The sequence below is a fragment of the Dyadobacter sp. HNCC25DJ186 genome, from assembly GCF_056895235.1.
In genome coordinates, this window is the sequence record NZ_JBXHAS010000001.1 from 668,273 (window position 1) to 693,395 (window position 25,123).

The following is a 25,123-nucleotide window of genomic DNA, read 5'->3' on the forward strand; positions in this document are numbered from 1 at the left end:
TAGACACCAAATTAACACAATACACCCTACAAATCACAATAGATTTTATAAATTTATTTCTACTAACCTGTCCTCATTCGACGAGAAATCGTAGAAACTCAACTTTGCCATTTTGAACAAGTGAGAGAATGTAAATTCCACCCAGCATTTTCTTACATGGTTGGACTTCAATCAAACCATCCAGTATATTGAATGTGAAGTCAATCTCTTGTCCCAGAATATTGTAAATTTTCAGCAAATCGAAATTTATCCCACCTGCGTTAATTCGAATTAGGTGAGGTGACGATGGGTTTGGGAATATAAATGGTCCGGTTTCAGTATCCATTGTAAAGACAAATTCCCTCGAATCAATTAAATTTCCATACTGGTCAACCTGCTCGACTTTATAGTAATTTGTTCCACTATAAGGTTCATGATCATAAATTGAATATGCATGATCACCTCCCGGCCCGGCACTAATTGAATCCAGTTTTTCATAAAATATTTTGTCCTTGCTTTTCTTGATGTCAAACAAATCAGTCTCGTTTTGCAGTTCTGTTTGCCAGGATATCAAAGCTTTTTTTTCATCCTTTTTCACATCTAAATAAACAAGATATAACGGGAGAATTCCGGTGATATCGCGAATTCTCAGGCTCCCAAATCGAACCCTTCCCACGCCTGTCCAGAATCTGATTTCAAAATTTGAAAGTTTGTTTATCGAATAAGCAGAACTTTCCGGATAAGCATCTGCTTCATCGACCAGTAATGTTTCATTCACCCATAGATCGTATTTTTTAGGCATCACTTTATAATCCGGATTTGCAGAACTTTCGGGTTTTCGATAAATGTGTCCATCCGAAGAATTATTCAGCACCCAGGTAATTGTCACAGGCGTTTGCAATGGTAATGGGCTGCTTTTCTTATTGGTTTGAATATCATGCACGACGAAAGAAGATGCTAAAAAGTCGATCGTAAATCTGCTGAATAAAATTGCATTGGGATGAAAAGTGCTGTTGGTTCCAGAAAAGCTTTCACCTGAATAAAAGTAAACAGCGTTCAAATCTGCCACGCTTATTTCCTCAACACTGAAAGTGATCTGGATATATAAAGTTTCGGGATTTGGAGAAAATGGCACAGCTCTCACCGCCCGGACAAGTCCGCCCTTGGTTGCGACAAACCTGGTCATATCCATATATCCCGGCCCAAACTCAAATTTGGATGAAGCTGCATTTGTCGTGATCAGATGGCTAAACTGGCCAACATCCGGATTTGCATTTACAAACGGACCGCCGCCTGAGAAATTCTGCTCCATATAGTTGGTCTGCGCTAAAAGCAGATGCCCTGCCAAACTGAAAGCCAATACAATACACATCGATCTAAAAAATAAATTTGTATTCATAATCAATATGTTATAATGTAACAACTTCAAGTAAGACGGCTATTTACATACTCGTCACATACATATTCAAATTACTATTAAACAAAAATCCCTTTCCGAGAAAAACGCGAAAAGGGATTAATAAAAACAAATTCTCACTATTAGTCGTGCATTATCTTAAAAACCCTTACCATTCCATCATCCTGTTCAAGGTGAATGAAGTAAACTCCATGGACGTACGATTTCATCTCTATTTTCAAAGTATTGGAACTGACCTTTTCATCATACACCACGCGGCCGAAAGAGTCAATCAAACGGATTTTCCTTACTCTTTTATTGTTTAAAATTACGTTCAGGACATCGTTGACCGGGTTTGGAAATAGTTTTGCCCAGGTAAATTCAGGAAAGTGAACCGATATGATATGACTGTAAGCAAAAGTGCCGTCACGATCAATCATTTTCAGCCGGTAATAATTCAAGCCAGATTCCGGATTTTCATCGGTGAAGTCGTAACTGTTCTTAATATTGCTTTCGAAAGCAGCCATAACCTGACCTATTTTATTCCAGGATCCGGCATCCGTACTCCGCTCAATTTCAAAACGATCGCTGTTCATTTCCATCGACGTTGCCCAGATAAGAAAAGAAGTAAGCTCTTTTTTTACCGCACTAAAACTGATCAATGTAACTGGTAGCGGAGAACCTGACAGATCGACTGTGACGGTAGCAATATTGGTTATCTGACCGCTTTTATCACTGACAGCGTAAGTAAAAGAGTCTGTGCCTTCAAAATCACGTTCAGGTCTGAATAAAAACTTACCCTCCTTTTTAAATATTACACCATGGGCAGCAATACTGTTCACTATCAAAGTCGCAGTATCGAGTTCTGCGCATAATGACTGATCGTTCTGTAATACATCCAAAAGCAGAAGTTCATTTGTCTTGCCGGAAATTTGGTCGTTTATCGCTGTGGGCACGTTATAGGTAAGCTGGATCACTATCGAAATTTCTGAACTGCAACCCGCAGCATTTAGCGCAAATACTGTGTAATCTCCTGCCTCCGAAGCGATAATCTGACTACCTGATTCACCCGGCACAGTGATACCATCTTTCCGCCATTCATAACTAAAAGCACCCAAAGATTCCGCTTTTAACCTCAATGTTGTTCCCTTACATATCAATACCTGTTTTGCACCACCTTGCGCATAGGCAAGGATGGGCAAAACGAGGATAACTGATATGAATAAGGTTACGATTTTCATGGATAGAACAACGAAATATCCTTTCTGCTTTACTAAAACAAACTGAACAAAAATCACATTAGTTAAGCGTAATCGTTGGAAGCGTCGGAACAGGAAGGTTGTTTCTGATCTCCTTTGACAGTGAATTAACACTATTTATTAACTTTGAAGCGGTTGCCTGCCAGATTCCGGACTCTGGGAGTATGTAGCTTGTTAATGCGCTGTAAGTACCGGCAGAAGTAACAGCCAAGGCACTTCCCGTTTCGCCAGGTATTGTTGTTTCGCCATTTTTCCATAGAAATGAAGGTGAAATGGTTACTCCGTAATCTCCTAAGCCTGTTACCGCTGTTACTGATGCGGTGAGGTTGGTATTGACTATCTGATTTAAACAGAAATTGTCCTGTCCTTCGGGCACGGTAAGTGTAATAGTAATTTTTGGCAATACTATAATCGTGTGTTCGATGATATCAGACAAACAGCCGGCGACCTCACTTAAAACACTTAACTGCAATATATTTTTTACAACTTCCGTATCGGTAGCCGTACCAAAAGTCCTAACAAAAGCGCCACCTGTTGTCCCCAACAAATCAATCGGGATCTGGCCGCTGCCTGGATTTAACAGCCACTTATATTCGTATACAGTTCCAGCACCAGGAGTTAGCGAGAAGGACTCGCCGGCAACAACATAATATGTTCCACCGGGGATAACCGCCGCACTGGAAATAGAAAAAGATGCAACAACAACGAAGAAACTAAGGCAAAGAGAGGTAATAAACTTTTTCATAAAAGATTTCTGTTAAATTTTTAGATTTTTTGATTCTTGAAATTTGGTTTCTTTGGTAAGCGAACGTACCTCTCCCAGAACCAATAGCGGCTCGACAGTACGACAGTATATTCACCTTATTTGCAAAATAAGAGTCAGGCGATATCCGGCAAGTCCGGATAGTCCGAGTTTAATTTGTTTTTCATAACGTTTTACACTGATTAATTAGAGGAATTAAAAATTCATTAGGGCTTAAACCGCATTCCAAACTGACATTTAAGAAAACGATCTTAAACGCTTAACTATAAACGTCAGCAAGATTCTAATTTGTATTAAGTAATTCTATTCTACAAAAACAGGACATATTTTTCCTGTTCTGATTTTTTGAAATCACGTTCATTTCAAGAAATCAGAAAATTTCACTTTTAAATAATATGAGTACAACCTTTACACTCTAAATTTTTGGGAATTTACTAATGTCGGTACAGGCGCACTGAGGCGACATTACCAAGTGACAGTTAGTCTGTTGGGGAGTATGCTTTTTTCATAGAGATTAATTAATTGGTGAGAAATATTTATTAAATAACTGAGAAATAAATTTTTTGCATCTAAATCAGGGATTGAGCGCAATTGGCGGTGTTACGGGCGCTTCCGTTACCGTAACATCCACTTTATTTCTTGCAGATGTAACCGGACACCCGCTTTTTTGAATATCTACGAAATAACTTCTACTTTGGCCGCCAGTGGTCAATCCGCTAACCGTATAGTTTTGAGCTTCTTGCAACAAGCTCCCGTCCCGAACGGCATCATACCATTTGTAAATAAAACCTAATCCCAAATTTGTCTGGCTCGCGAGAGCCGATAATGATACGATACCAACATTTGAGCAAACTGTTTTATCTGATGTCACCGGTACATCCGGTACTCTCCGTACATCAAAAATATTTAAACCACTGGCACCCAGCGCAAGTCCGAGCAGGCCGATATCAAGATCCACAGTAACTCTGTCAAATATTACCGAAGTCCCGGATGCGTCCTTGGGAGCAAAATAGGCTGTCACCTTATTATTATTTGTATTCAAGGAAGATAATAAACTTACGTCCAGCAAAGCACTGAATGGTTGGGAGCTCCCGACGGCAACAGCCCCGTTATATCCCTGAATTTTCACACTTGAAGCTAATGACGCCGCCAGAAAGGCACCATTTTTCGAGAATATGATTCTCACTGCATCTGCAACATTCGAGATACCATTAAAATAAAAAGTTTGAAAAATATGACCTGAAAGTAAACTTAAACCAGTTGCATAAAACGATGAACCAGATCCAGTTACGTCTCCGTCAATCGCGCTACCAGGATTAGCTACCCCAAATGAACCAACCGATATTCCGGAACTACCTATGGTACTGACATTTGCAGAACCGCAATCAGCGACATTGAACGGAAAGGGATTACTGTCATTGACCGCATTCGGACCGTAAAACGCATAATAAACATCGACATTACTTGTTGAAAGCAAAGCGACAGAGGCCAGCGTAACCCGAACTGACCGATACTCCACACTAGGGGTAATAGCTAAATATTGATTCCCGTCACTGGTAAAATAGGTCTTGTATGCGGCAGGTGTCGGAGAAACCGGGCTTCCCGTACCCGAAACACTTGTATATGTCTGTACCGAGATTGTTCCGGTACCAGTGTAGTTCGAGATCTTAATATAGCTCGTCGAAGTTGCGGGGACCGGCGAGGCAAAGGCAAGTTGTATCCATGCACTTGCGACACCCGCCGTACTTCTCACCGATAAATGGGCAGCCTTTGAGTTTGGCTTTACATTGCCCGCAACATTAACTGCATTATTTACACTGTCCGACAAAAATGTACCTGTTGGTAAAATAGCAGGACCCGGAGCCACACCTCCACCTGTTGCAGAGGTTGCATAAACAGCATCGCCAGGTTGCGCAATCACAACGTTCAGGAAATTACCAATTATTAAGACAAAGAAATTTAAGTAAAACGCTTTTTCCATAGGCGAATGTAAACCCTCTACAAGAGTAGAACTATTTCGATTTCAATACAATATTATAGAATATTTACTACAACACAAATTAATTTAAAAAAATATTTTTTGTGTCGATGTATTGAAAACAGTTACATGAATATCAAAGAAGAAAAATAACCTCATTCTTCCTCAAACAGTGCGAAAAATACATATTAGACTAAAAAACTAGAATATTCCTTTAAATAAAAGGAAATACATTTATCTTCTATCGAAAATTAGTTAATAAAAGATAATTTGAAATAAATATTAAGTCTAATATTATTATTTATCAAAAATTAAGTTCTACAATTTCACTTATTAAAGCCAAATAAAATATAGACAAAATTCGAAATAACAAATCAAAAATATAGATAAACATAGAAAAATTTCTAATAGTTTAGAAAACCCAAAATCTGATTTATAGTCTGAATAATCTTAATAAGGTTTTACCTGCTTCCACCCGCATCTTTTATTCTCTGTAATTCTTCGGCCATTAGTTTTACCTTATTTGGATACTGCGATGCGAGATTATTTTTTTCAGCAAGGTCTTTACTCAGATCATAAAGCTGTGGTTTCGGATTATTGCCGAGCTCTGTACCGGTTAGTTTATTGACTGGTTGATTTGCATTCGGCTCAATATATTTCCAGTTTCCTTTGGTATAAGATAATGCGTCGCCCTGCTTCACAATACTTTCACGACCGATCTTGGTTTTTCCAATCAGTGCGTCCATAATAGCAAAACTATCAGTAGCTTCTGTGTCCTCAATTTTTTGCTGGAAAAACTGGGCAAAGGATGACAGTAAATCAACCTGGCAAATCAGGGCATTGGAAACCGTTGCCGGCTTGATGGTGCCGGTCCAGCGAACCAGCCATGGCACCCGGCTTCCTCCTTCGAAAGCACTGTATTTTCCGCCTCGTAGTATGCCCGCTGGTCTGTGCCCTTCTGATAATTCAACTGCCTTGTCGGCATAACCGTCGTCCAACACCGGACCGTTATCGCTTGAAAAAATGATCATTGTATTTTCTTCCAAACCTAATGCTTCCAGTTTTTTAAGAATTTCACCAACCGTCCAATCCATTTGCAGGATTACATCACCCCGAAGTCCCATTTTGCTTTTTCCCTTAAACTCGGTACTTGGCATGCGGGGAACGTGGATGTCGTTCAAGGAGAAATAAAGGAAGAACGGGTTCTTTTGGTTTTCTTCAATAAACTGTTCAGCCTTGCTCAAAAATACATGCGCAATTTCCTCGTCTGCCCAACGTGTACGTTTTCCGCCACTCATCCAGCCGATTCTTCCGATGCCATTTACGATCGTGTTGTTATGCCCGTGATCCGGTGAGGCTTGCAGTTTCAACAACTCTGGATTTTCTTTTCCCGTCGGTCCCTTTCCTATTTTTTCGACATAATTGACTTCAATAGGATCTTCTTTCTCATAACCGACGATATCGTTATTTTCAATAAAAATTGTCGGCACGCGGTCGGAAGTTGCCGGAAAGAAATAAGCATAGTCAAATCCAACTTCATTTGGACCAACTTTTAATGGCTTATTCCAGTTAATATCCTTCCCGGGACTTCCCAAACCCAGGTGCCATTTTCCAACAATACCGGTTTTGTAACCTGCATTTTGAAAAATCAGAGGTAAAGTAATTTTGTCTATTGGAACAATCAATGAGGCGTTTCCCGGCAAAACTCCAGTTCCCTTTTTCCGCCAGGGATAATTTCCTGTCATCAGCGCATACCGGGAAGGCGTACAAGTTGCGGACGTCGCATGGGCATTGGTAAATTTCAAACCTTCTTTCGCAATTCTGTCGATATTTGGCGTACTGATTTTTGTTGCACCATAAGCACTCAAATCTCCATATCCCAAATCATCCGCATAGATAAAAATTACGTTGGGCTTGTCGGTTTTCTTTTGTCCGACAGCGATTTGAGAATTAACAAACGAGATTAATATCGCTAAGAACAATTTTGTAGAATGGGTATAGGTTTTGATTTTCAAGAGATGCATAAAGTTTTGGATTATTTTCTGATGACGGGTTCAGGTAGTATACTATTAATTTTTCTCTTCAAATATAATAGTAAACTGTGCGGGAAAGCTTTTTATATAACACACAAAAAATCCCGGAACAGTTACGAAACCGTTCCGGGACTATTTTTTTGACTAATTACTTACGTGCAGTCAGGTTTTTAATCAGATCAACTTCTGCCTGTTTGTAAGGCGTTCCGTCTTTTCTGAATATGTCATGAAACCAAAGTGGCGGTTCGCTGGTATATGTTTTCTTCCAGCTATCCCATGGATAAATCGTTTGAGATTTTCCATCCACCAATCCCCAGTTAATTGCTCCGACATTATATTTTTTCGCAATTGGCAAAGATCCTTCAAAGAAACTTCCGTTTCCGCGCGACATGTATTCTGTACAAATCATCGGACGGTCATATTGCTGCAATTGTTTGATCCGTTTTTCAAATTCCTGAGCACTGTCATAATTATGGAACGAGATCACATCCGACTCGTCGATACTTGCCTTTTCAATCGGCTTTAACGTTTCGTAGGAAGTCCAGTCTCCCGCCCAGATTCCGGCAGTCAAAGGTTGTTCAGGATTTTCGGTTCTTGCCCAGGCGAAAGACTTTTTCATTAAAGGCAATACGTAATCAACCTTATTTGGAAGCTCCACTTTGCCATACGAACTGTTGTTGGTATTATCGGGCTCATTCCAGATATCCCAGGCAAGCACGCGATCATCATCGGCGAATTTACCGACAACACCTTTTACATAACGTTCCAGGCGCGGATACTGCGTACTGTCCTTCAAGGCATCATAACCCGGGCTTTGTACCCAACCCGAATTATGAACGCCCGGTTTTGGAGCGCGCTGCGTTCCTAATTTTGGGAATGGGTCCCAGCAAGAATCAAACAGCACGAAGACAGGTTTAATTTTGTGTTTGTCGGCAATGGAAAGAAATGTATCCAGACGCTTCAAAAATCCCGTGGAATCCTGCTGCCATAAAAGATCATGAAGGTAAACCCGCATGGTATTCATCCCGATTCCTTCGGCCCAGCCTAATTCTTTATTTATAGTAGCAGTGTCAAATGAGGCCTCTTGAAACATTTCAAGCTGGTTGATGGCGGTGCTTGGTAAAAAATCGGCGCCTACGATCCACTCCTGTTTACCATACCAATCTTTCGCCTGCTCTTTCGTCCAGATTTCTCTGGCTGCTGATGTCTCTTCTGTGCTTGTTTCTTCCTTTTTGTCCTCGGTTTTTTTTGCGCAGTTTTGGAAGGAAAGGCCGATAAGTAATGCCCAGACTGTCGTTTTTAAATATTTCATTTATTAAGAGTTAAAGTTAAGCTTCGTTTTTTTCATGCAAAGAAGGGAAGACAAGTTCAAAGAACGCTAAGCTTTTTCTTTGCGAACTTAATTTTAACTTCCCTTCTTTGCGTGAAACCCCTGTTAATTGAAAAAAGGAGCTTCCTGCTCATCCATACTTGGTTCTGCGTTCAAAATTTCCGGCCATCCATCTTTCCAGCTGACTTTATCCAGCATTAAAAATCTACGGTTCGCACCTGTGGAAACCTTTGGATTTTTGACATCAATCGCGTGATATAACATCCAGTCGTTTCCATTCGAATCTGTTATCAATCTGGAATTATGTCCGGGGCCAGCGGTTTCTTCAGTGCGATGAATAAGTAAAGAACCAGCCATTCTTTCCCGAAGATCTTTTCCATCTCTATCAACATAAGGTCCAAACAAAGCTTTTGACCTTCCTACGCGAACATTGTACTTGCTGTCGGCAGCTTCGCAGCAACTTTCCTTTGACCCGAAAAAGTAGTAATAACCCTCTCGTTTATGGATCATAACCGCTTCGAAATCTCCGGCTGCTATTTTTATTTTTTTACTCAAATCCGGTACAGACTTTCCGTCATTAGATAATTCAACACCATAAGTTCCCTGTGTCTCCGCATCACTGAAACTTCCCCAGAAAAGATATTTTTCACCCTGATCTTCAATATAAAACGGATCAATGGAATTGGGCACATTTATTTCCTTACTTGAAAACAGCTTCCCCTGATCGACAAAAGGCCCGGCTGGCCCGTCTGCAATGGCCAGTCCGATTCCCGGATCAGGATCTCCCCAGGTTGAAAACGCATAATACATATAGTATTTGTCATTTACTTTTACTACCTCAGGTGCCCAGATTCCGCCTTTTTCTTTCCAGGTTGGCTTAGAAAGAAATGCATCTTTTACATAAGTCCAATTCACCAGATTTTTAGAACGAACGATGGCGACCAAATGAGCAGGATTTCCATCACCCCAATTATCCTGTGTTCCGTATGCATAAAACCAGCCGTCATCCGCTTTTATAACAGTCGGGTCTGCAAGAATTGGTTCAAAAACCGGATTACGATATTTGATATCACTCGTCTTTGTCTTTTCTTTTTTGTCAACAGTTTGCGCAAAAACGTTTCCGGAAATGACTATGAATAAAGTCAGTATTGTTAATTGTAGTCTTTTCATAACTTCTTCTTTATAATTATTCCAGCCAGATAATTTGTGAAAATGCGCCGTTGGCTGCTACGTCCCAAACTTCCACACGTACCCACTTTCTGTTTTTAAGGTTTTGCGAAAAATGGAAAGTTTTTTGCCCGAAAGCCTGCGTATCGTGCAGATTGATTACTTCGCGAAAAACCTCTTTTCCATCGCCAGAGATTATTTCAGCTTTGTTCAACGGAAAAGTCCAGCTGGTTTCCAATGTTATATCAACAGCACCTTTCGCATCAAGCTTCGCCGTTTCTTCTGATTTCTTATTATTTACCTTAAAAGTTGGAATAAGAATCTCGCCAGTGGTTGAAAAAAATTTCCCAGTTTCCATCGCCGTCAATACTGGCTGCCAGCCTTTTTTAAATTCAGGCATTTCGTCGAGCTGTAAATAATTGACATTCAAATGACCATAAAGTTCGTACTCTGGTTCAATTCTAAATAAATCTGCCTCAGCGATGACGTATTTTTTCTGTCCCCAATTTGCCATATCGTCCATTAAATCCAGTACGCGTTTCCCCAACTTATCCTGTGAGAGATCCGCAGGCATCGCTTTCCAGGCTGAACCTAAAAAACGATCTGATTTATAAAAAGCTTCATCCTTGTACTTGTCGGGAAAACCGGTTGACCCTTTGGTCCGCGCATGTGCTGTCCAGGCCAGGCCTTTTTCGATTTCCAGTAATTTGAGCATATCTTCTTTACTTCCAACGCGGTACAATTTTCCATATTCCGGATGATCTTCAACAAAAGGCTCGTCTTTTCCTCTTGACATAATCCAGTAGACGGGCTTTGGAAAAATATTCATCCAGTGTCCGCCAAAGAAATTGTTCGGTTCTTCACCCGGCAAGAGCAAAAAATTACCACCTGATAATCTGGCGCATTCTTCAAACAACGTCTTTTGTTCTGTCCAACGTTTTACCTCAGGTCCTTTGGGACTTCCCGGGCCGTGAAATTCACCCAGATGGACAATATTGACGCCTGTATTTCTAAAAGCCTTAATAAAACCAGGCATTTCCGGCATAGGCTTATGAGTCAAAACATCATCCACAAGCTCCTGATGAAAATGGCTCGCCATGGTGTAATAACCTTCCACAGGTTTGTAAACATCATTATGGGTGAATGCTTTTACTTTTTCCAAAACCTTACCATCTTTTTCCGCACTGATCAGACAGAAAAAATTAAGATGTTGTTCGGTACCGGGAGGCGCATTGAACCAGGGAACCCAGCGCCTGTCACCAAGCATATCATTACGAATTCCGATCCCGTAACCGGGAATAAGTTTTCTGTAATTGTTACCAAACCAGGTGTGATTTAAATTATAACAATTGTCCAGCGGATAAAAGTATTGGTGCGGTGCAGGAAATACAGCCATACTTCCTTCTTTACTCTGACCGATAATTGTTCTGTATTTCACTTCAAGTTCCTGCGCTTCTTCCGTGCCATCCAGCTTTTTATCCTGAACATATTGCTGCGTGTCCGACCAGAATATTTTTTCCCAGGGCGATTGTTTACTTACCAACCCGGCGTCATAAATAATCGCCACGGAATCACGTTTTGTTGTCAATGCCGCAGAAATATTCAGCAATGGACTTCCATTGTACAAAGTAATGTCGATGGAACCGGAAAATGGTCCTGCCGTGGCGCCTTCCACCCTGATCTTTGTATGCGTTCCTGATGAAATTACCTTCACACCGCTTTTTACTACTTTCACCGTATAAGTTTCATACGGTAGATAAGCTGTTTTGTCAAAGAAAATATTCCATCCGTTTTGAGAAATAAGGTCACGCTTACCGACATTGACGATGAATGCAGGATCAAGATTTTTGGAAACGGTATGTGAAATATTATTTTCAACTACCTGAATGGTGCTTAAAAGAGGTTTTTCACTCCGGAGATCAAAAGCAATTTTTCCAATTTCTGTTACCCCGGTTGGCCAGCTGACATGTAACATATTGTCTTTCATCTCAACCTGAACGTTACTTTTTTTATCAAAACTTTTAAGGTCAACTGCGATCTGGGCAAAGGCGGTGTTGCAAACTGTGATCAACAAAAGAAGAATCAGATTTTTCATGGCTAATAGGTTGAGTATATCATCTTTAATTTGTGACGAAATGATTGTGAGTAGTTTCTTAACGATAAGACGGTTTTTACAAAAATATACGCTTGTAAAAGTCTAATCCTTCCGATGCCAGCTCATCGGCACTGTTTGCCAGCGGTCGCCAGATACAGGCTGCTCTGGCTAATTCTTTGGAAGGCTGTCCAAATGTTTCTATCACGACAGCTCCATCGTAACCTATTTCTTTCAACGCTTCACTGATCCCGTCCCACTCCAGATGTCCGGTTCCTGGAGTTCCACGGTCGCTTTCATTACCTTGCACGTGACAAAGTAAATCTTTCCCGATTTTCCTGATAGAAGCCGGAATATCTTTTTCTTCAATATTAGAATGAAATGTGTCCAGCACAATTTTAAGATTCGGACTCGAAACCTCCTGTACAATCGACAATGCCTGATCGACCGTATTGACCATATCAGTTTCAAACCTGTTCAACGGCTCTAAACCTACAACGACACCATGATCAGCGGCAATTGTTCCAATTTCTTTTAAGGTTTCCACACACCAAGCCCGTTCCTGCTTTTTCTGTTCGTCCGAAACCAGCCGGGTTTTTCCAACAGCCGAATAAACAGGTCCGCCGAAGATCGGACTTCCCACATTGGCTGCGATTTTGATACAGTCGATAATATATTCTTTTCCAAGTTTCCGGTATTCAGCCTCGGTACTGGAAATATCACGCTCCATACCAAATGCGCCACTGATTGTGATTTTCAAGTCAAGGTCGCTTGCTGCGTCTTTTATTATTTTCCAGTCGATAAGGCTGGTATCTTCCACAGCTATTTCAATAATATCATAGCCCATATTTTTTACTTTGGTGAGCAGATCAACGTTTTCTGTTGAAAATGGAGATACCCATATAAATGTACTTGCTCCGAATAACATGGTTATATTTTTGGGACGAATTGGTGATAAGTTCAGGATATTCAGGCGACATGTTTCAGGCCATAATACGAACACGGGAATAACCATGGGCGGTACCCATGGTTAAGAGATGTGAGCCCGTTGGGCTCATGGCAGGAATTCATTTCATTGCAAAATTCACAAAGCAGGTACTATGAACTCTGAGCCAGGTTTTTTAGTCGAATGTTGGAACGTTCACACGGATGCCACCATTCATCGCAGATTCATGCGCGCAAATGCCGGCACAAGTATAGTTTGCTGCCAAAGCCGCGTCCACTGCCGAATCTCTTCCCTCAACAATTGCCGCTACAAATTCCTGAACCAAATGCGGATGTGAACCGCCGTGGCCAGCTCCCTGCAAGAACGAAACATGGTTAGGGTCATCGATTTTTTCACGTTTTGTAAAATGTTTGATCGGCTCGATAAGCAATTCATCTGTATCCGGCACATCGATTCGAACAGCGTTTTCACCTCCATCAAAAATCACATGGCTTTCATCCTGCAACTGTTCCCATTCGAAGGACATTTTGGTACCATAAACATCGTAGCTTTCGCGGTACTGACGCACTACATCAAATAACGAACGAGTTGCCTCTGCAACAACGTCAGAATTTTTCAGGGTGAAAGTTGCCGTTTCTACCGCAAAAGGAGAACCGTAACGACTTGCCAAATCTTCGGAAAGACGGCCCGATCCGTGACATACCACAGTTTCTGCCTTAGTATTATTTATTTTTAAAAGCGGCGATATTGCGTGTGTTCCGTTCAACATAGGCGGATATCCTTTCCAGTATTCGCCCCAACCCTCCATACTCATGTCCTGAATATGGGAACCGCGAACAAACTGAATTCTTCCTAAATCACCGTTTTCCGCCAGTTTTAATCCGTATAAAAATTCACGGGTATATAACGCTGTTTCCATCATCATATACACTTTATTGGCTTTCCGTTTTGCTTCTACAATCGCTGTGCAATCGTCCATGGTCATTGCCATTGGAATGGTGCAGGCAGTATGTTTTCCTGCATTCAATGAAGCCAAAGTCATTTTGGCATGTTCAGGAACTGGTGTTACGATGTGGATCGCATCAACATCTTCCCTTTTAGGAATGTCTTCGAAATGTTCGAAAACAAGATTTTTGTCCAGATTAAATTTAGCAGTCAGCTCATCACGGGTTTCTTTGCTGCGTGTGCAAATGCCGACAGCTTTAATATTTGGGTGACTTTGATAAATAGGAATAAATTCTTTTCCAAAACCCATTCCTACGATAACGACTGTGATTTGTTTCTGACTCATGATTTGCATTTTTTAAGCGGGCGATGCCCGCGGTTAAGATATGGCGCCCTTTCAGGGCTTGGTTGGTTGATTCACTTGTCGCTTCTGGGAAGCAACGATGGACACAGCTTCTGGTGAGCGCCGGTGGGCGATTCCCACCGTTAAGATATGGCGCCCTTTCAGGGCTTTTGACTTTTGCTTTTTTAGTTGCCGGCCGCCCATTTTACGGAGTTGCGCAGGATTGTTTTGTAAGGTTCGATCGTATGTGATTCTGCGTCGTGGCCCAGGGCAATTCCTACAATTCTTCCTTTTGGATATTTCACAATGAAAACACTTGGGAAAACTTTATCAGAATCTGCGGCTTTGGCTGTTGCCAATACTTCGATAGGCGTCGCTTCCGGTGCTGCGATGTAATAATACAATTCGTCTTTCAGACCAAAAGTTGATGGAACACCTTTTGTTACCGGGTGTTTCGTATTCGTAATTGTTACATCAAACGGACCATATTTATTGTGCCCTTTTGATCCTCCGCCCACAAGCTTCTGATTGTATTCCGGCCAGTCGTTCCAGTTATACCACAAAGCGGGATGGGCAAGTACAAGTCCTTTTCCCGAATCAACAAAGGCAAAAATTGCTTTTCGTGTAGCTGAGTCACTTATAGGTTGATTATTGCTCAGATATAAAACATCAATATTCGGCAATTTTGCCAGAATTGTCGACGGATCACTCGTATATTCCACGGCTGCAAATCCATCTTTTTGTAATGTTTCAACATCTTCCTGTTTATACCAGCGGTCGAAATCATGGGAATTCCCTCCTCCTACAAGAAGTACCCGGATTGCTTTCTTTTTTGGAGGATTAGCTGCATAATTTTTTGTAATCCCCAACCCGAAAAAGATCAGCAGCAAAAGACTCAGACTGGTTCTAAAAATTGATTTGGTCATTTGTGATATATTGAATTGAAAAAATGGATAGCGCAATTATTTGGTCACCCGCATGATTCCGTTCATTCCGCGCCAGTGGCCGGGAAATGTACAGGCATAAGGGTAATCGCCTGATTCATTTGGTACCGTAAATTCGAGGGTTACTGTTTCGCCCGTATTGACAAGTTTGGTGGAAAATAAAACCTCTGGAATTCCTGGAACATATTGCTTTTCCGCAGCTTTGGGATCTGACAACATTTCGTCGGCTGCTTTCCCAACTTTTTGCAATGTCCCCGGTTTCAGAATCAACATATTATGCTGCATACCATCCGGATTTTCCAGATTAATAATCACCCTCTGCCCGGCTTTTACGGTTATCAGCTTCTTGTCATACTGCATAATTTCCTTTTCAACTTTCAGGTCAATGACTATTGCATTCGCAGATTTTGAAGTAGAAACGGTATTAGTCATTTTCACTTCTTCCGATTTGTTTACATCAGGTTTCCCCAATTCCAGACTTGCTTTTTGAAAATTGCCTTCAAAACCGAATCGTCCTTCATAACTCCCAATTTTATCGTCATCTTCGCCATCTTCACCCGTCCTCACTGTACCAGCAAGTGGAGCTCCAAACAGCATATGCGCTTTTCCCTCTGCCGCCAGGTTTCCATCAATTTCAATCGTAATTTTTCCAGTCTGGGTTAAGCTTGCGACGACATCGAATTTTTCCGGAAGCGGTTCAGTCGTGGCTGCCTGGCTCCACGAACCATGTTGTTTAACCGCCATGATCAATTTCCCATTCTGAATATATAAAGCATATCCCGCGTCTTTTCCTCCTTGTCCGGCGATAAAACCTTTCAACTCACGGTCTTTTGATTTTGTGATACTTGCCCGGATGATAATCTCTTTACCCCTGACATCTGGTGGAAACTGCATCGTATTTCTTCGGCCCAAAGGATAAACTTCTTTATGCAAAGCCGCCACGATCTGATCCGAAAATGTCGATTTTCCTGACTGTTTTTCAGCAGCCGATAAAAATCCTTTTTCATGAATGATGGCAGCAGCAAGAATCGCTTTTGACAACCAGCCGTCTTTCGCATTGTGCTCATCGAGAGATGCCTGATATAACGCAGTCCCAATTTTTTCAGAAGCAGGAAATTCTACCAATGCCGCGAAAGCAGTCAGGCGAGTATTCAGGTTCGGGTCTTTCATCAATTTCTCAATCGATTCGAAACTTTGTTCATTTCGTGGCAAAACATGCGCCGCAGCTTTTCTTACACCAGCTGCCGGATGCGTCAGCGCTTTATTGGCCACTTGCAATGCCTCTGCATCAGGACCATTTAGCAAACCAAGTCCATGCAAAGTCCATAATGCGTGCACCGCCGGACTATTTAACCCGATTTGATCAACTTTTTGATTGTTAATAATTTTATATAATTCCGGAGCAACGGACTGATTCTTTGATTCTACCAATAAACGCTGCGCCGTCATACGCCAGAACATATTATCGTTTTCCAAGGCTGCTACCAATCCCGGAATATCCTTTTTGGAAAGTTTTAGGGGTGAAGATCTATTACCATTTTTATAAACAACCCGATAAACACGGCCATGATTTAAATCCCGCATCGGACTGCTGAATGCATTGCCAGGACCATGCGGCTGATCTTTAAAAGGTATGATAAATTCCGCGGGAGATTGCGCGGGAACGAAGACATTGTGCTGAATAATGAAATTATACCAATCTGCTATCCAGACTGCCCCATCGGGACCAACTTCTGCCTGCACAGGCCCAAACCATTCGTCGGAACTTGCCATCAAATTCCAGCCATCTTTTTCTTTAAAACCTGCACCGTCCGGTTCGATGACAGCATTGTGTACCAACCGGATTGTAGGCTCGGATACAAAAGCCACGCGGTTCCAGTATTCTTTTGGATAATTTCTTGCTGTATAAAAATGATGACCAGCCGCAGAAGTGAAACCTCCGACAACATCCACCTGTCTTAAATTCGGCGTCATCGAATGGGCATCATAGTGGCCGTCAATTTTTTGCACAGCCAAAATGGCCGGTTCTTCTGTTGCGATGGAGCGTTGAAGGTATTTTGCGGGCATGGAGTAAAATGCGCTGTGCGTATTATTCGCAGTTGACAGAAATACATTGGCATCCTCTGTGAATCCTAAACCCCAGGTATTGTTGTTACTTGCGCCGAGGTATGCAAAATCTTTTCCGTCAGATTTGAAATGATAAACGCCTTGCGAAAAATTCAATTTTTCGCCATTAATCGTTCCTTTGAACCCTGAATAACCATTGACTCCCCAGATTTTATTATCAAAACCATACTGCAAATTAGAAGGCCCGGCGTGGGTATCGTTTTTACCCCAACCTGTCATGATCACTTCCCTCACGTCTGCGACATCGTCTCCGTTGGTATCTTTCATAAAAACAAAATCCGGAGCCATGGAAACGATGATCCCGTCATTTGAGAAAACCATACTGGTTGGGATATTAAGTTTATCAGCAAAAACGGTGAATTTATCCGCCTTGCCATCGCCGTCAGTATCTTCGCAAATTTTAATCCGGTCGTTCGCAGCGCCATCTGTTTCTTTAAAAGTATTCGGATAATCAACCGACTCGACAACCCAGAGCCTCCCGCGTTCATCCCAGGCCATGGCGATGGGGTTTGTGATATCCGGTTCCTGCGCAAAAAGCTGTATTTCAAAATCTGCCGGAACCTGGGTTAGCTTATTCGATTCAGCCGGAGACAACGCATCCTGCATTTTCGGAACCACGTGCCTTTTAGTATATTTTGAAATCGTATCGGAATTATAAATATCCGCATTTGGAATGTTCAAGGCTGCGATCTGGTTGCTGGCATTATCACCAATGGCCCACAATACTCCATTTCGAACCAGATCAAGAAATCCTTTGTTGGTCCAGGTGATGTCATCATGGCCATAGGCGGTGTAGAAAACCCGGCCCTTTCCCTGATTCCTCACCCAGGTATATGGTTCATGATACTCACCTTCAACTCTTTCTCCCAAAATAATCTTGTCTGGATTCAGATTTTTGTGAACATATGTTTCATCAAAAGTTTCAAATTCCGTGATCCCCTTCATGACCGGATGATCGGGTTTCAGAATCGTATTTTTAAAAGTACCTGTTTTGTGAGAAGCGAATTGCCCGCCGATTGTTTTGATATACCAGGGTGAATTTTTAAAACAGCCTGTCGCCGAATGTAACGGGATCAATCCCTTGCCACCTTCAACAAAAGCTTTCATTGCACTTTCCTGTGATAGAGATAAGGAATCGTGGTTTGCATAAATGATCAACCCGTCATATTTGTTTAAATTTTCAGGATTTAAATCTTTGGGATCAACCGTGTAAGTCATGTTGATACCACTTTGAAAAAGCTTGATGGCAAGCCATGGCGCATATTTCCCCGAATCATGATGTTTGCTTGTATGACCAAGGAAAAGTACTTCTCCCCTTCTTCCTTTATTTATTAAACTTCCGTTCTTTGTACCTGTTGAACCCGTTTTGTTCTGAGCACAACCCAGACAAATCAAGCCTATAAATACCTTTAAAATTATATTCCTCATTACGTCAATTATTTAAGAATAGGCGATGCAGATTTCACCGGACAAATTATTTTCAGGTAGTTAAGGATGCGCAATGAAACATTACGCATCCATCGTTAGTTAGAGCTGAACCTTTACAACCGGAGAAAATATCAGATCTTCGACGCCCGCGATTTTCACCCCAACCCTTACAAAAACATAATTTTGCACAGGCATAATGTCCGGAACCAACGCCGTCAGGCTTATTGCATTAAGATCTTTGATCTTGGTACTATCAAGGTCCGTTACAACAATATTATTTGCCCCGGAAACGAAATCTGTTTTGTTAATATAGAGCGAGACACGTTCAATTTTCTTAGCATTTGCATCTGTAATTACTTTTTCAAGAGATAAACTACCAGAAATCTTTCGTTCGCTCGTGGAGAATTTTGGCGTTCTGATCATATAATACGGTATAACTTCTACGTCCATCTGTTTGTCGCCGTTAACCTCAACAAAAATCGTATCCTTTGCCGAACCATCTTTCAAAATAGTCATAAATGGCCCTTGTCCGGCAGGAAAAACCATTTTATAATTCCCGTTAAAAAGCATTGCCGAATACGAAGCGTCCTGCGCAACTTCTACGTCAATCGGCGCAAGTTTCCCCCATCCCGGCTGCCATAACTGCAGCCTCACCTGATTATATTCAACGCCAATCGGCTCGCCTTTGTAAACCACTTTTCCGCTTAAAAGCGCTTTGGGTTCATCATAATTATCTTCTTTACAAGACGAAAAAAAGACGATTGCTGCGATGAAAAACAAAGCATGAAATTTCATTTTCATAATATCAAATCGTTTGAATATGACAACTTAGTGATTTGGATTTCTTACAATTTTTGGGTTATTATTCACGATATCGTCGAAAATCTGACCATAATAATTTCCCATCTGGAATCTGTCCGCTCCGGTTACCCGACTAAGTTTTACAACTTTATAAATCCATTTTCCATTATTTGCAGAACCCGGATCGTAGATTTTATAAGACCAAAGCCCAAGTGGCTGTGTATTTCTTTTAGTTGCTTTTCCAAGATCTGTCGAAATATTGGCAAGAGAGATTTCATTTCCATCCATAATCAAATGCGCGATTCGCCAGCGTTTGATGTCGTAGTGATAATGTCCTTCAAATGAAAGTTCAACTCGTCTTTCATGCGCGATCCTGTCGAAAGTTATTTCTGCCGGGGTCAATGGTTTTATCAATCCTGCACGCGCACGAACCTGATTCATGTAACCCGCAGCTACCGTTGGATCTCCAAGTTCAAAAGAAGCCTCAGCTGCGTTTAAAAGCACTTCCGCATAACGGTAACGTACAAACCAAACTTCACTTTGCACACCGCGCTGTCCTGAACCAACAACCGGGTCCAGATATTTCCGAAGGTAAAAACCGGTTTGCGCCGTAAATTCAAAACCATCAATCGGACCGTCAAAACCTACCACTTGTTCGGCAACTGTTTTGCCGGGCAGCGTTTTCTGCGCACCCCGGTCATCTCCGCTGATTATAGATCCGTTACCCAGCTGAAATCCGGCCCAGATATCCACAGCCCGACCTTTGAATGAAGTACCCGGCAACATAACCGTTCCACCCAGACGTGCGTCGCGGTCAGCAAAAATGTCAATCTGATTTGTGTAATATTTCGCAGCACCGGCAGCATCGGTTGTTGGAATCGGGGCGAAAGTATTATCCAGTTTTTCAAAAGCTTCAACCAGATTCAGAGACGGATTAATTCGCCCACCTTCCTCTTCCTCAGCTCCATAACGAGGTTGATTAGCGATGGTAAAATTGTGTACTTTTCCGCTTTGCAATTTATAATCTTCTGCAAAAATAACTTCCGGATTATTCGCTTTATCGTAGAAAATACTTGCGAAATTTTCAGACAGATCCGGTTTCTTGTTATATAAAGCATAAGCTCCTGCGGTACCAGAAATTAATTCTTTGGCTGCTGCAAGGGCTTTCGTGTAGTAACCAGTTGCCATGCTTGCAGGGATACCTACTTCCCCGCCAGGCAATGAAACAAGAGGGGTATTTACACCATATTTTGCGATTGAAGCCGCATAAAGTGCTGCGCGGGATTGCATTGCCAAAGCTGCGCCTTTCGTAATACGGGATTTTTCCGCAGCATTTACAGGAAGAATTGACTTAATTTCTTCCGCTTCTTTAATTACAAAATCATATATCTCCGATTCTTTTGCCCTGGAATATTGAAGATAAGCAGGATCGCCGCTAAAATCATACGTCATTGGTTCCAGGATCAGAGGAACACCGCCCATTCTTTTCACCAGTTCAAAATAATACGAGGCACGCAAAAATCTGGCTTCCGCTAAAAATCTGGCTTTTACAGCGCCGTCAAGCTTATCAGCTGCCGTACATTTCTGGATAAATAAATTGATCTCGCGGATATAACCATAGTCCCAGGTTGACCAGTAATTAAAATCCCAGCCATTATTTTGAAAAACGTTATACTGCCCAGCTTCTGAATAAAAAGCTTCGTTAAAGTCAGCTAACCGGGTCCAACCGGGAATTGTATTCAGTCCGTTGGTTCTCGGAAAATCTTTAAAATTGGCTATATCGACATACCGGTTGTATAAATTCCCCAACACAGAAAGAACCTGTCCCTCATCTGCCCATATCTGGTCTTCTGTCAAAATATTTGTAGGTGCGCGATCCAGGAAACTATCATCATTGCAACCCCAGCTTGTAAAAAGCACCATAACCAGTGCCAAATAGAATATTTTTTTCATTTTGCTTTGATTAAAACGTTAGATAGAGAGACGAACACCGACGTTAACAAACTTATTTTGAGGATATTGTAAACCATTCCCATCGGCGATCTCCGGATCAATACCAAATTCTTTCATGTTATCAATAGAGAATAAATTGTATCCGTTGATGTAAACTCTTGCCTTCTGCAATTTTAATTTTTCCAATACCGTCTTCGGCAAAGTATAGCCAAGCTCGATGGTTCTTGCACGGATGTATTTCACGTTATGCAGCCAAAAAGTTGAGTTTTTATTGTAATTACTATGGTCGCCATTGTTGTAACGCAGCGCCGGATATTTCCCGGGAATCCATTCACTATTTAGATCAAAGGGATCTTTGCGGTGCCATCTGTCCAACAAAATGCTGTTCAAAGCACCTTCGTTCTGATAAGGATTCCGTTGTTCATATTGCTGATTCCATGAGTACATTGCTCCACCCGAGAAGTCTGCACTGAATGAAATGCCTTTCCAGGAAATTGCCAGGTTTAACCCAAAGTTGATATTTGGCTGTCCTGAAACCGTGTATCCGATTGGTCTTTCATCCTTTCCATCGATTTTTCCATCATTATTAATATCCTTATAAATGATATCTCCGGGCAATAATGTGCGATTTCCTTGTCCGTCAATATTCACTGGATACTCATTGATCTGCTGCACGGACTGGAATTGCCCGATGCTTTCATATCCCCAGAAAATATTGCTGTAACGATCTTCGGAAGAGTTACGGAAGTGGTCAATTGAGTTGTTGAATACCGGTTTGTAAGATGAAATAAATTTGCTTCTCGCAAATGAAACATTTCCCCCAGCCGAGTAATTGAAATCTCCTGATTTGCCGTTGTAAGTCAAGGCACCTTCCCAGCCAAACTGAGCATCACTGTTTACGTTTTCGTCCGGCAAAGAATAGCCTAATTCACTCGGAACCAGAACGTCATATTTCCTACCCAACAAGCCCGTTCTCAAACGATAGAAATAATCAACAGAACCTGAAATTTGTGTTCCGAATAAAGAAAAGTCGGCTCCAATGTCTGTGATCTTACTTTTAAACCAGGAAATATTATTGATGATCTGTCCTTTATCTCTGGAAGTTACAATAGCTGTCCCGCTTAAAATCGCGTTGCCCTGGTTATAATTATATCCCGGAAGATATGCATATGGACTTAAAGGCTGGTTCGGATCATTATTGAATAAAATGTTATCATCCCCCAAAATACCATAGGAAGCTCTTAGTTTAAGGTCGTCAAGGATGCTGTGACTACCCAGCAAAGATTTCATAAAACCCTCCTCAGTTATTCTCCAACCGACAGAAGTTGATGGAAAATAACCTACACGTCTGTCTGGTGCAAATTTCCAGGAAGCATCACGTCGGGCAGCTGCTTCGAAATAATACTTATTCGAATAGTTATAAGTTACTCTACCGATATACCCTATACGTGCTTCCTGATTATCCTTGTCATCGTAGGTGTCAACGGTTGGAAAATAAATCAGCGGCAGGACATTTGTCTTGGGTACGGAGTGAACCCATTGTTCCTGATCACGCATATCCTGCCTCTCCGCCGCGAAAGTTCCACCGACATTATGTTTCCCAAAAGTGTTGTTATATGTCAACTGACCCTGGTAAACATTCCGCATGATTTTCTGGGTACGTCTTTCCCGCCATGGGTTTGTACTGCCTCCTGTCACTTTGTAGGTATCATCCGAAGGATTATAAGTGTACGCCTGATAAGTATACTCGTGTCCATTCAAAGTCCTGTCTGCTATATAGTAAGAATACATACCTTTTGCAGTCAATCCTTTGATCCCGGGAATTTGATATTCTCCCGTAAAGTTTGTTTGTAAAACTCTGTAAATATCTGTCTGATATCCGCCAAGCTTTTTATTGTTATAAGCCCAGTTTGTCTCATTATGCTTGATATCATTTAGATAAGCAGGATTATCATTTGCGTAAGGACGTTCGAAAGGACGGTTTCGAAGGATTGCAAAACGTGGAAGCCAGTAGTCATCTCCGCCTGGTATACCCGGATTATCCCGGGTTTCAATTCTGCCGTTGATCTGTACGCCGACTTTCAAACGATCGGTTATTTTCGCATCAACATTACTCTGGATATTGTTACGCTTGAATGTAAATTCCCGGCCCAAAACTGAATTTTGGTCCAGTCGTGTTGCTGAAATGTAATAGGATATTTTATCCGAACCACCTGTCATGTTCAAATTAATTGATGTTAACGGCGCATTTTTCTTAACAATAAAATCTTTCCAATTGAAAGTTTTATATGCCATTTCTGTACCTGCTTTGTATTTTTCAAGTTCCGCTTGCGTAATGGCTGTTTTTCCAAACTGGTTCATATCCGCCTCCGCCTTTCCCAGCATCCATTGATATGAATCGTTGACAACCTTGGGAAAACGTGACCAATTCTGCCAACCCGTGTAAGCGTCAAGATTTATCGTATTCTTACTTCCATTTTTTCCTCTTTTGGTTGTAACTACCACAACACCATTAGCAGCTCTCACACCGTAAATCGCAGCAGAAGCATCCTTCAAAACGGTAATACTTTCAACATCATTCGGTGATAAATTATTGAACTGACCTGCGTCTTGCTGGATACCGTCTATGACAAAAAGCGGATTTCCCATGTTTCTAATTTGAACCGTTGCGCTGGCTCCAGGACGGCCATCCGGCATTCGAAATGTTACCCCGGGAATTTTACCAGCCAGCCCCGAACTTACTGTTGATCCGCCGTGCACACGGTCAAGATCTTTGCTTGTAACGGTAGAAATCGCACCCGTTAAAGATTCTTTTTTCTGCGTTCCATATCCCACAACAACGACCTCTTCAAGCGCTTTGTCGTCCACTTTAAGTGTAACATTTACAACAGTTTGATTTACTAAGGGGACTTCCTGCGAAAGATATCCAACAAAAGAAAATATTAACACCGCCGTATCGTCAAATACTTTAAGCGTATATTTTCCATTCTCATCCGAGCTGGTACCGATCTGGGTTCCTTTCACAACGATGCTTACACCCGGCAAACCTGAACCAGTATCATCGGTAACAGTTCCGGTAATCGTTTTCTCGATAACCTCAGATCCCGGTGTTGCGTTGGAATCTTCAATTAAATTCGATAGCTTTTCAGTTTTCACCGCCTTAATCACGATCAGATCACCGCTTACTTTATAGGTAAGATTTAGTGGGCGCAATAGTTCATCCAACGCACCGGAAAGTGATTGGTTATAAACTTTCAGCGAAACTTTCCGCTCCGACTGGATAATTTTAGAACTAAAAACAAACTTAGCATTCGTCTGTTTTTCAAGTTGTTTCAATACTTTTTTGATATCCTGTTGTTCAATGTTAAGGGTAACCTTCTGGTTCAATGCGGATTGCGCACTGGTTTCATACGCCAGGGAAACGCCGACAAACATGCAGGCTAAAAAACATTGAATGACTGTTATACGCATGAGTGTAAAAAGTAAGTCATCAATCGGTCGATTTTTTTTCATATTTTTGATCAGATTTGTTGGTTAACGAGATTTATTCAACATAATCCTCCCCTGTTATCCATTTCTTGAAATGGATAGGATTTGCCTGCGAAGCGATTTTTGGGGGAGTAATCTGAGATCAGTCGT

The 25,123-nt window shown here is 41.5% G+C and carries 15 protein-coding genes; all 15 read right to left on the reverse strand.

What is annotated here, in order from left to right:
• Positions 1 to 73 precede the first annotated feature (73 nt).
• On the reverse strand, positions 74 to 1,378 hold the full coding sequence (locus tag AC1XUO_RS02785; protein WP_483328232.1) for a T9SS type A sorting domain-containing protein: 1,305 nt from the start codon (positions 1,376 to 1,378) through the stop codon (positions 74 to 76).
• A 140-nt stretch (positions 1,379 to 1,518) separates the two neighbouring features.
• Entirely contained in the window at positions 1,519 to 2,616 is a 1,098-nt protein-coding gene (locus AC1XUO_RS02790) for an Ig-like domain-containing protein (protein WP_483328233.1), read from the reverse strand.
• Positions 2,617 to 2,674: 58 nt separating this feature from the next.
• Positions 2,675 to 3,379, reverse strand: a complete 705-nt coding sequence (locus AC1XUO_RS02795) for a hypothetical protein (protein WP_483328234.1) — start codon at positions 3,377 to 3,379, stop codon at positions 2,675 to 2,677.
• A gap of 592 nt (positions 3,380 to 3,971) precedes the next feature.
• The gene (locus tag AC1XUO_RS02800) at positions 3,972 to 5,378 is read right to left on the reverse strand and encodes an immunoglobulin domain-containing protein (protein ID WP_483328235.1); all 1,407 of its coding nucleotides are present in this window, start codon (positions 5,376 to 5,378) and stop codon (positions 3,972 to 3,974) included.
• 458 nt (positions 5,379 to 5,836) lie between these two features.
• Entirely contained in the window at positions 5,837 to 7,399 is a 1,563-nt protein-coding gene (locus AC1XUO_RS02805; protein ID WP_483328236.1) for a sulfatase family protein, read from the reverse strand.
• 157 nt (positions 7,400 to 7,556) lie between these two features.
• On the reverse strand, positions 7,557 to 8,720 hold the full coding sequence (locus AC1XUO_RS02810) for a cellulase family glycosylhydrolase (RefSeq protein WP_483328237.1): 1,164 nt from the start codon (positions 8,718 to 8,720) through the stop codon (positions 7,557 to 7,559).
• Between the two features lie 123 nt (positions 8,721 to 8,843).
• Complete coding sequence (locus AC1XUO_RS02815; RefSeq protein WP_483328238.1) at positions 8,844 to 9,908, reverse strand: family 43 glycosylhydrolase; 1,065 nt, start codon at positions 9,906 to 9,908, stop codon at positions 8,844 to 8,846.
• Positions 9,909 to 9,924: 16 nt separating this feature from the next.
• Positions 9,925 to 12,000, reverse strand: coding sequence for a CehA/McbA family metallohydrolase domain-containing protein (locus AC1XUO_RS02820; protein WP_483328239.1), 2,076 nt, complete (start codon positions 11,998 to 12,000; stop codon positions 9,925 to 9,927).
• A 76-nt stretch (positions 12,001 to 12,076) separates the two neighbouring features.
• Positions 12,077 to 12,925, reverse strand: a complete 849-nt coding sequence (locus AC1XUO_RS02825) for a sugar phosphate isomerase/epimerase family protein (protein ID WP_483328240.1) — start codon at positions 12,923 to 12,925, stop codon at positions 12,077 to 12,079.
• A 193-nt stretch (positions 12,926 to 13,118) separates the two neighbouring features.
• Positions 13,119 to 14,234 (reverse strand): Gfo/Idh/MocA family protein, encoded by a 1,116-nt coding sequence (locus AC1XUO_RS02830; protein ID WP_483328241.1) that lies wholly within the window; start codon positions 14,232 to 14,234, stop codon positions 13,119 to 13,121.
• A gap of 182 nt (positions 14,235 to 14,416) precedes the next feature.
• A complete protein-coding gene (locus tag AC1XUO_RS02835) occupies positions 14,417 to 15,157 on the reverse strand; it encodes a ThuA domain-containing protein (RefSeq protein WP_483328242.1) in 741 nt (246 codons plus the stop codon).
• A 36-nt stretch (positions 15,158 to 15,193) separates the two neighbouring features.
• The gene (locus tag AC1XUO_RS02840) at positions 15,194 to 18,730 is read right to left on the reverse strand and encodes a PVC-type heme-binding CxxCH protein (RefSeq protein WP_483328243.1); all 3,537 of its coding nucleotides are present in this window, start codon (positions 18,728 to 18,730) and stop codon (positions 15,194 to 15,196) included.
• A 99-nt stretch (positions 18,731 to 18,829) separates the two neighbouring features.
• Entirely contained in the window at positions 18,830 to 19,531 is a 702-nt protein-coding gene (locus AC1XUO_RS02845; RefSeq protein WP_483328244.1) for a DUF3823 domain-containing protein, read from the reverse strand.
• A gap of 27 nt (positions 19,532 to 19,558) precedes the next feature.
• Positions 19,559 to 21,484 carry a RagB/SusD family nutrient uptake outer membrane protein gene (locus tag AC1XUO_RS02850; protein WP_483328245.1) on the reverse strand — a complete coding sequence of 642 codons (1,926 nt, stop codon included), beginning with the start codon at positions 21,482 to 21,484 and terminating at the stop codon, positions 19,559 to 19,561.
• A gap of 18 nt (positions 21,485 to 21,502) precedes the next feature.
• Positions 21,503 to 24,997 (reverse strand): TonB-dependent receptor, encoded by a 3,495-nt coding sequence (locus AC1XUO_RS02855; protein ID WP_483328246.1) that lies wholly within the window; start codon positions 24,995 to 24,997, stop codon positions 21,503 to 21,505.
• Positions 24,998 to 25,123 lie beyond the last annotated feature (126 nt).

Bases quoted from the DNA above. Each gene is read 5' to 3' on its own strand.
- AC1XUO_RS02785 (WP_483328232.1), bottom strand. From the start codon at position 1,378: ATGAATACAAATTTATTTTTTAGATCGATGTGTATTGTATTGGCTTTC.
- AC1XUO_RS02790 (WP_483328233.1), bottom strand. From the start codon at position 2,616: ATGAAAATCGTAACCTTATTCATATCAGTTATCCTCGTTTTGCCCATC.
- AC1XUO_RS02795 (WP_483328234.1), bottom strand. From the start codon at position 3,379: ATGAAAAAGTTTATTACCTCTCTTTGCCTTAGTTTCTTCGTTGTTGTT.
- AC1XUO_RS02800 (WP_483328235.1), bottom strand. From the start codon at position 5,378: ATGGAAAAAGCGTTTTACTTAAATTTCTTTGTCTTAATAATTGGTAAT.
- AC1XUO_RS02805 (WP_483328236.1), bottom strand. From the start codon at position 7,399: ATGCATCTCTTGAAAATCAAAACCTATACCCATTCTACAAAATTGTTC.
- AC1XUO_RS02810 (WP_483328237.1), bottom strand. From the start codon at position 8,720: ATGAAATATTTAAAAACGACAGTCTGGGCATTACTTATCGGCCTTTCC.
- AC1XUO_RS02815 (WP_483328238.1), bottom strand. From the start codon at position 9,908: ATGAAAAGACTACAATTAACAATACTGACTTTATTCATAGTCATTTCC.
- AC1XUO_RS02820 (WP_483328239.1), bottom strand. From the start codon at position 12,000: ATGAAAAATCTGATTCTTCTTTTGTTGATCACAGTTTGCAACACCGCC.
- AC1XUO_RS02825 (WP_483328240.1), bottom strand. From the start codon at position 12,925: ATGTTATTCGGAGCAAGTACATTTATATGGGTATCTCCATTTTCAACA.
- AC1XUO_RS02830 (WP_483328241.1), bottom strand. From the start codon at position 14,234: ATGAGTCAGAAACAAATCACAGTCGTTATCGTAGGAATGGGTTTTGGA.
- AC1XUO_RS02835 (WP_483328242.1), bottom strand. From the start codon at position 15,157: ATGACCAAATCAATTTTTAGAACCAGTCTGAGTCTTTTGCTGCTGATC.
- AC1XUO_RS02840 (WP_483328243.1), bottom strand. From the start codon at position 18,730: ATGAGGAATATAATTTTAAAGGTATTTATAGGCTTGATTTGTCTGGGT.
- AC1XUO_RS02845 (WP_483328244.1), bottom strand. From the start codon at position 19,531: ATGAAAATGAAATTTCATGCTTTGTTTTTCATCGCAGCAATCGTCTTT.
- AC1XUO_RS02850 (WP_483328245.1), bottom strand. From the start codon at position 21,484: ATGAAAAAAATATTCTATTTGGCACTGGTTATGGTGCTTTTTACAAGC.
- AC1XUO_RS02855 (WP_483328246.1), bottom strand. From the start codon at position 24,997: ATGAAAAAAAATCGACCGATTGATGACTTACTTTTTACACTCATGCGT.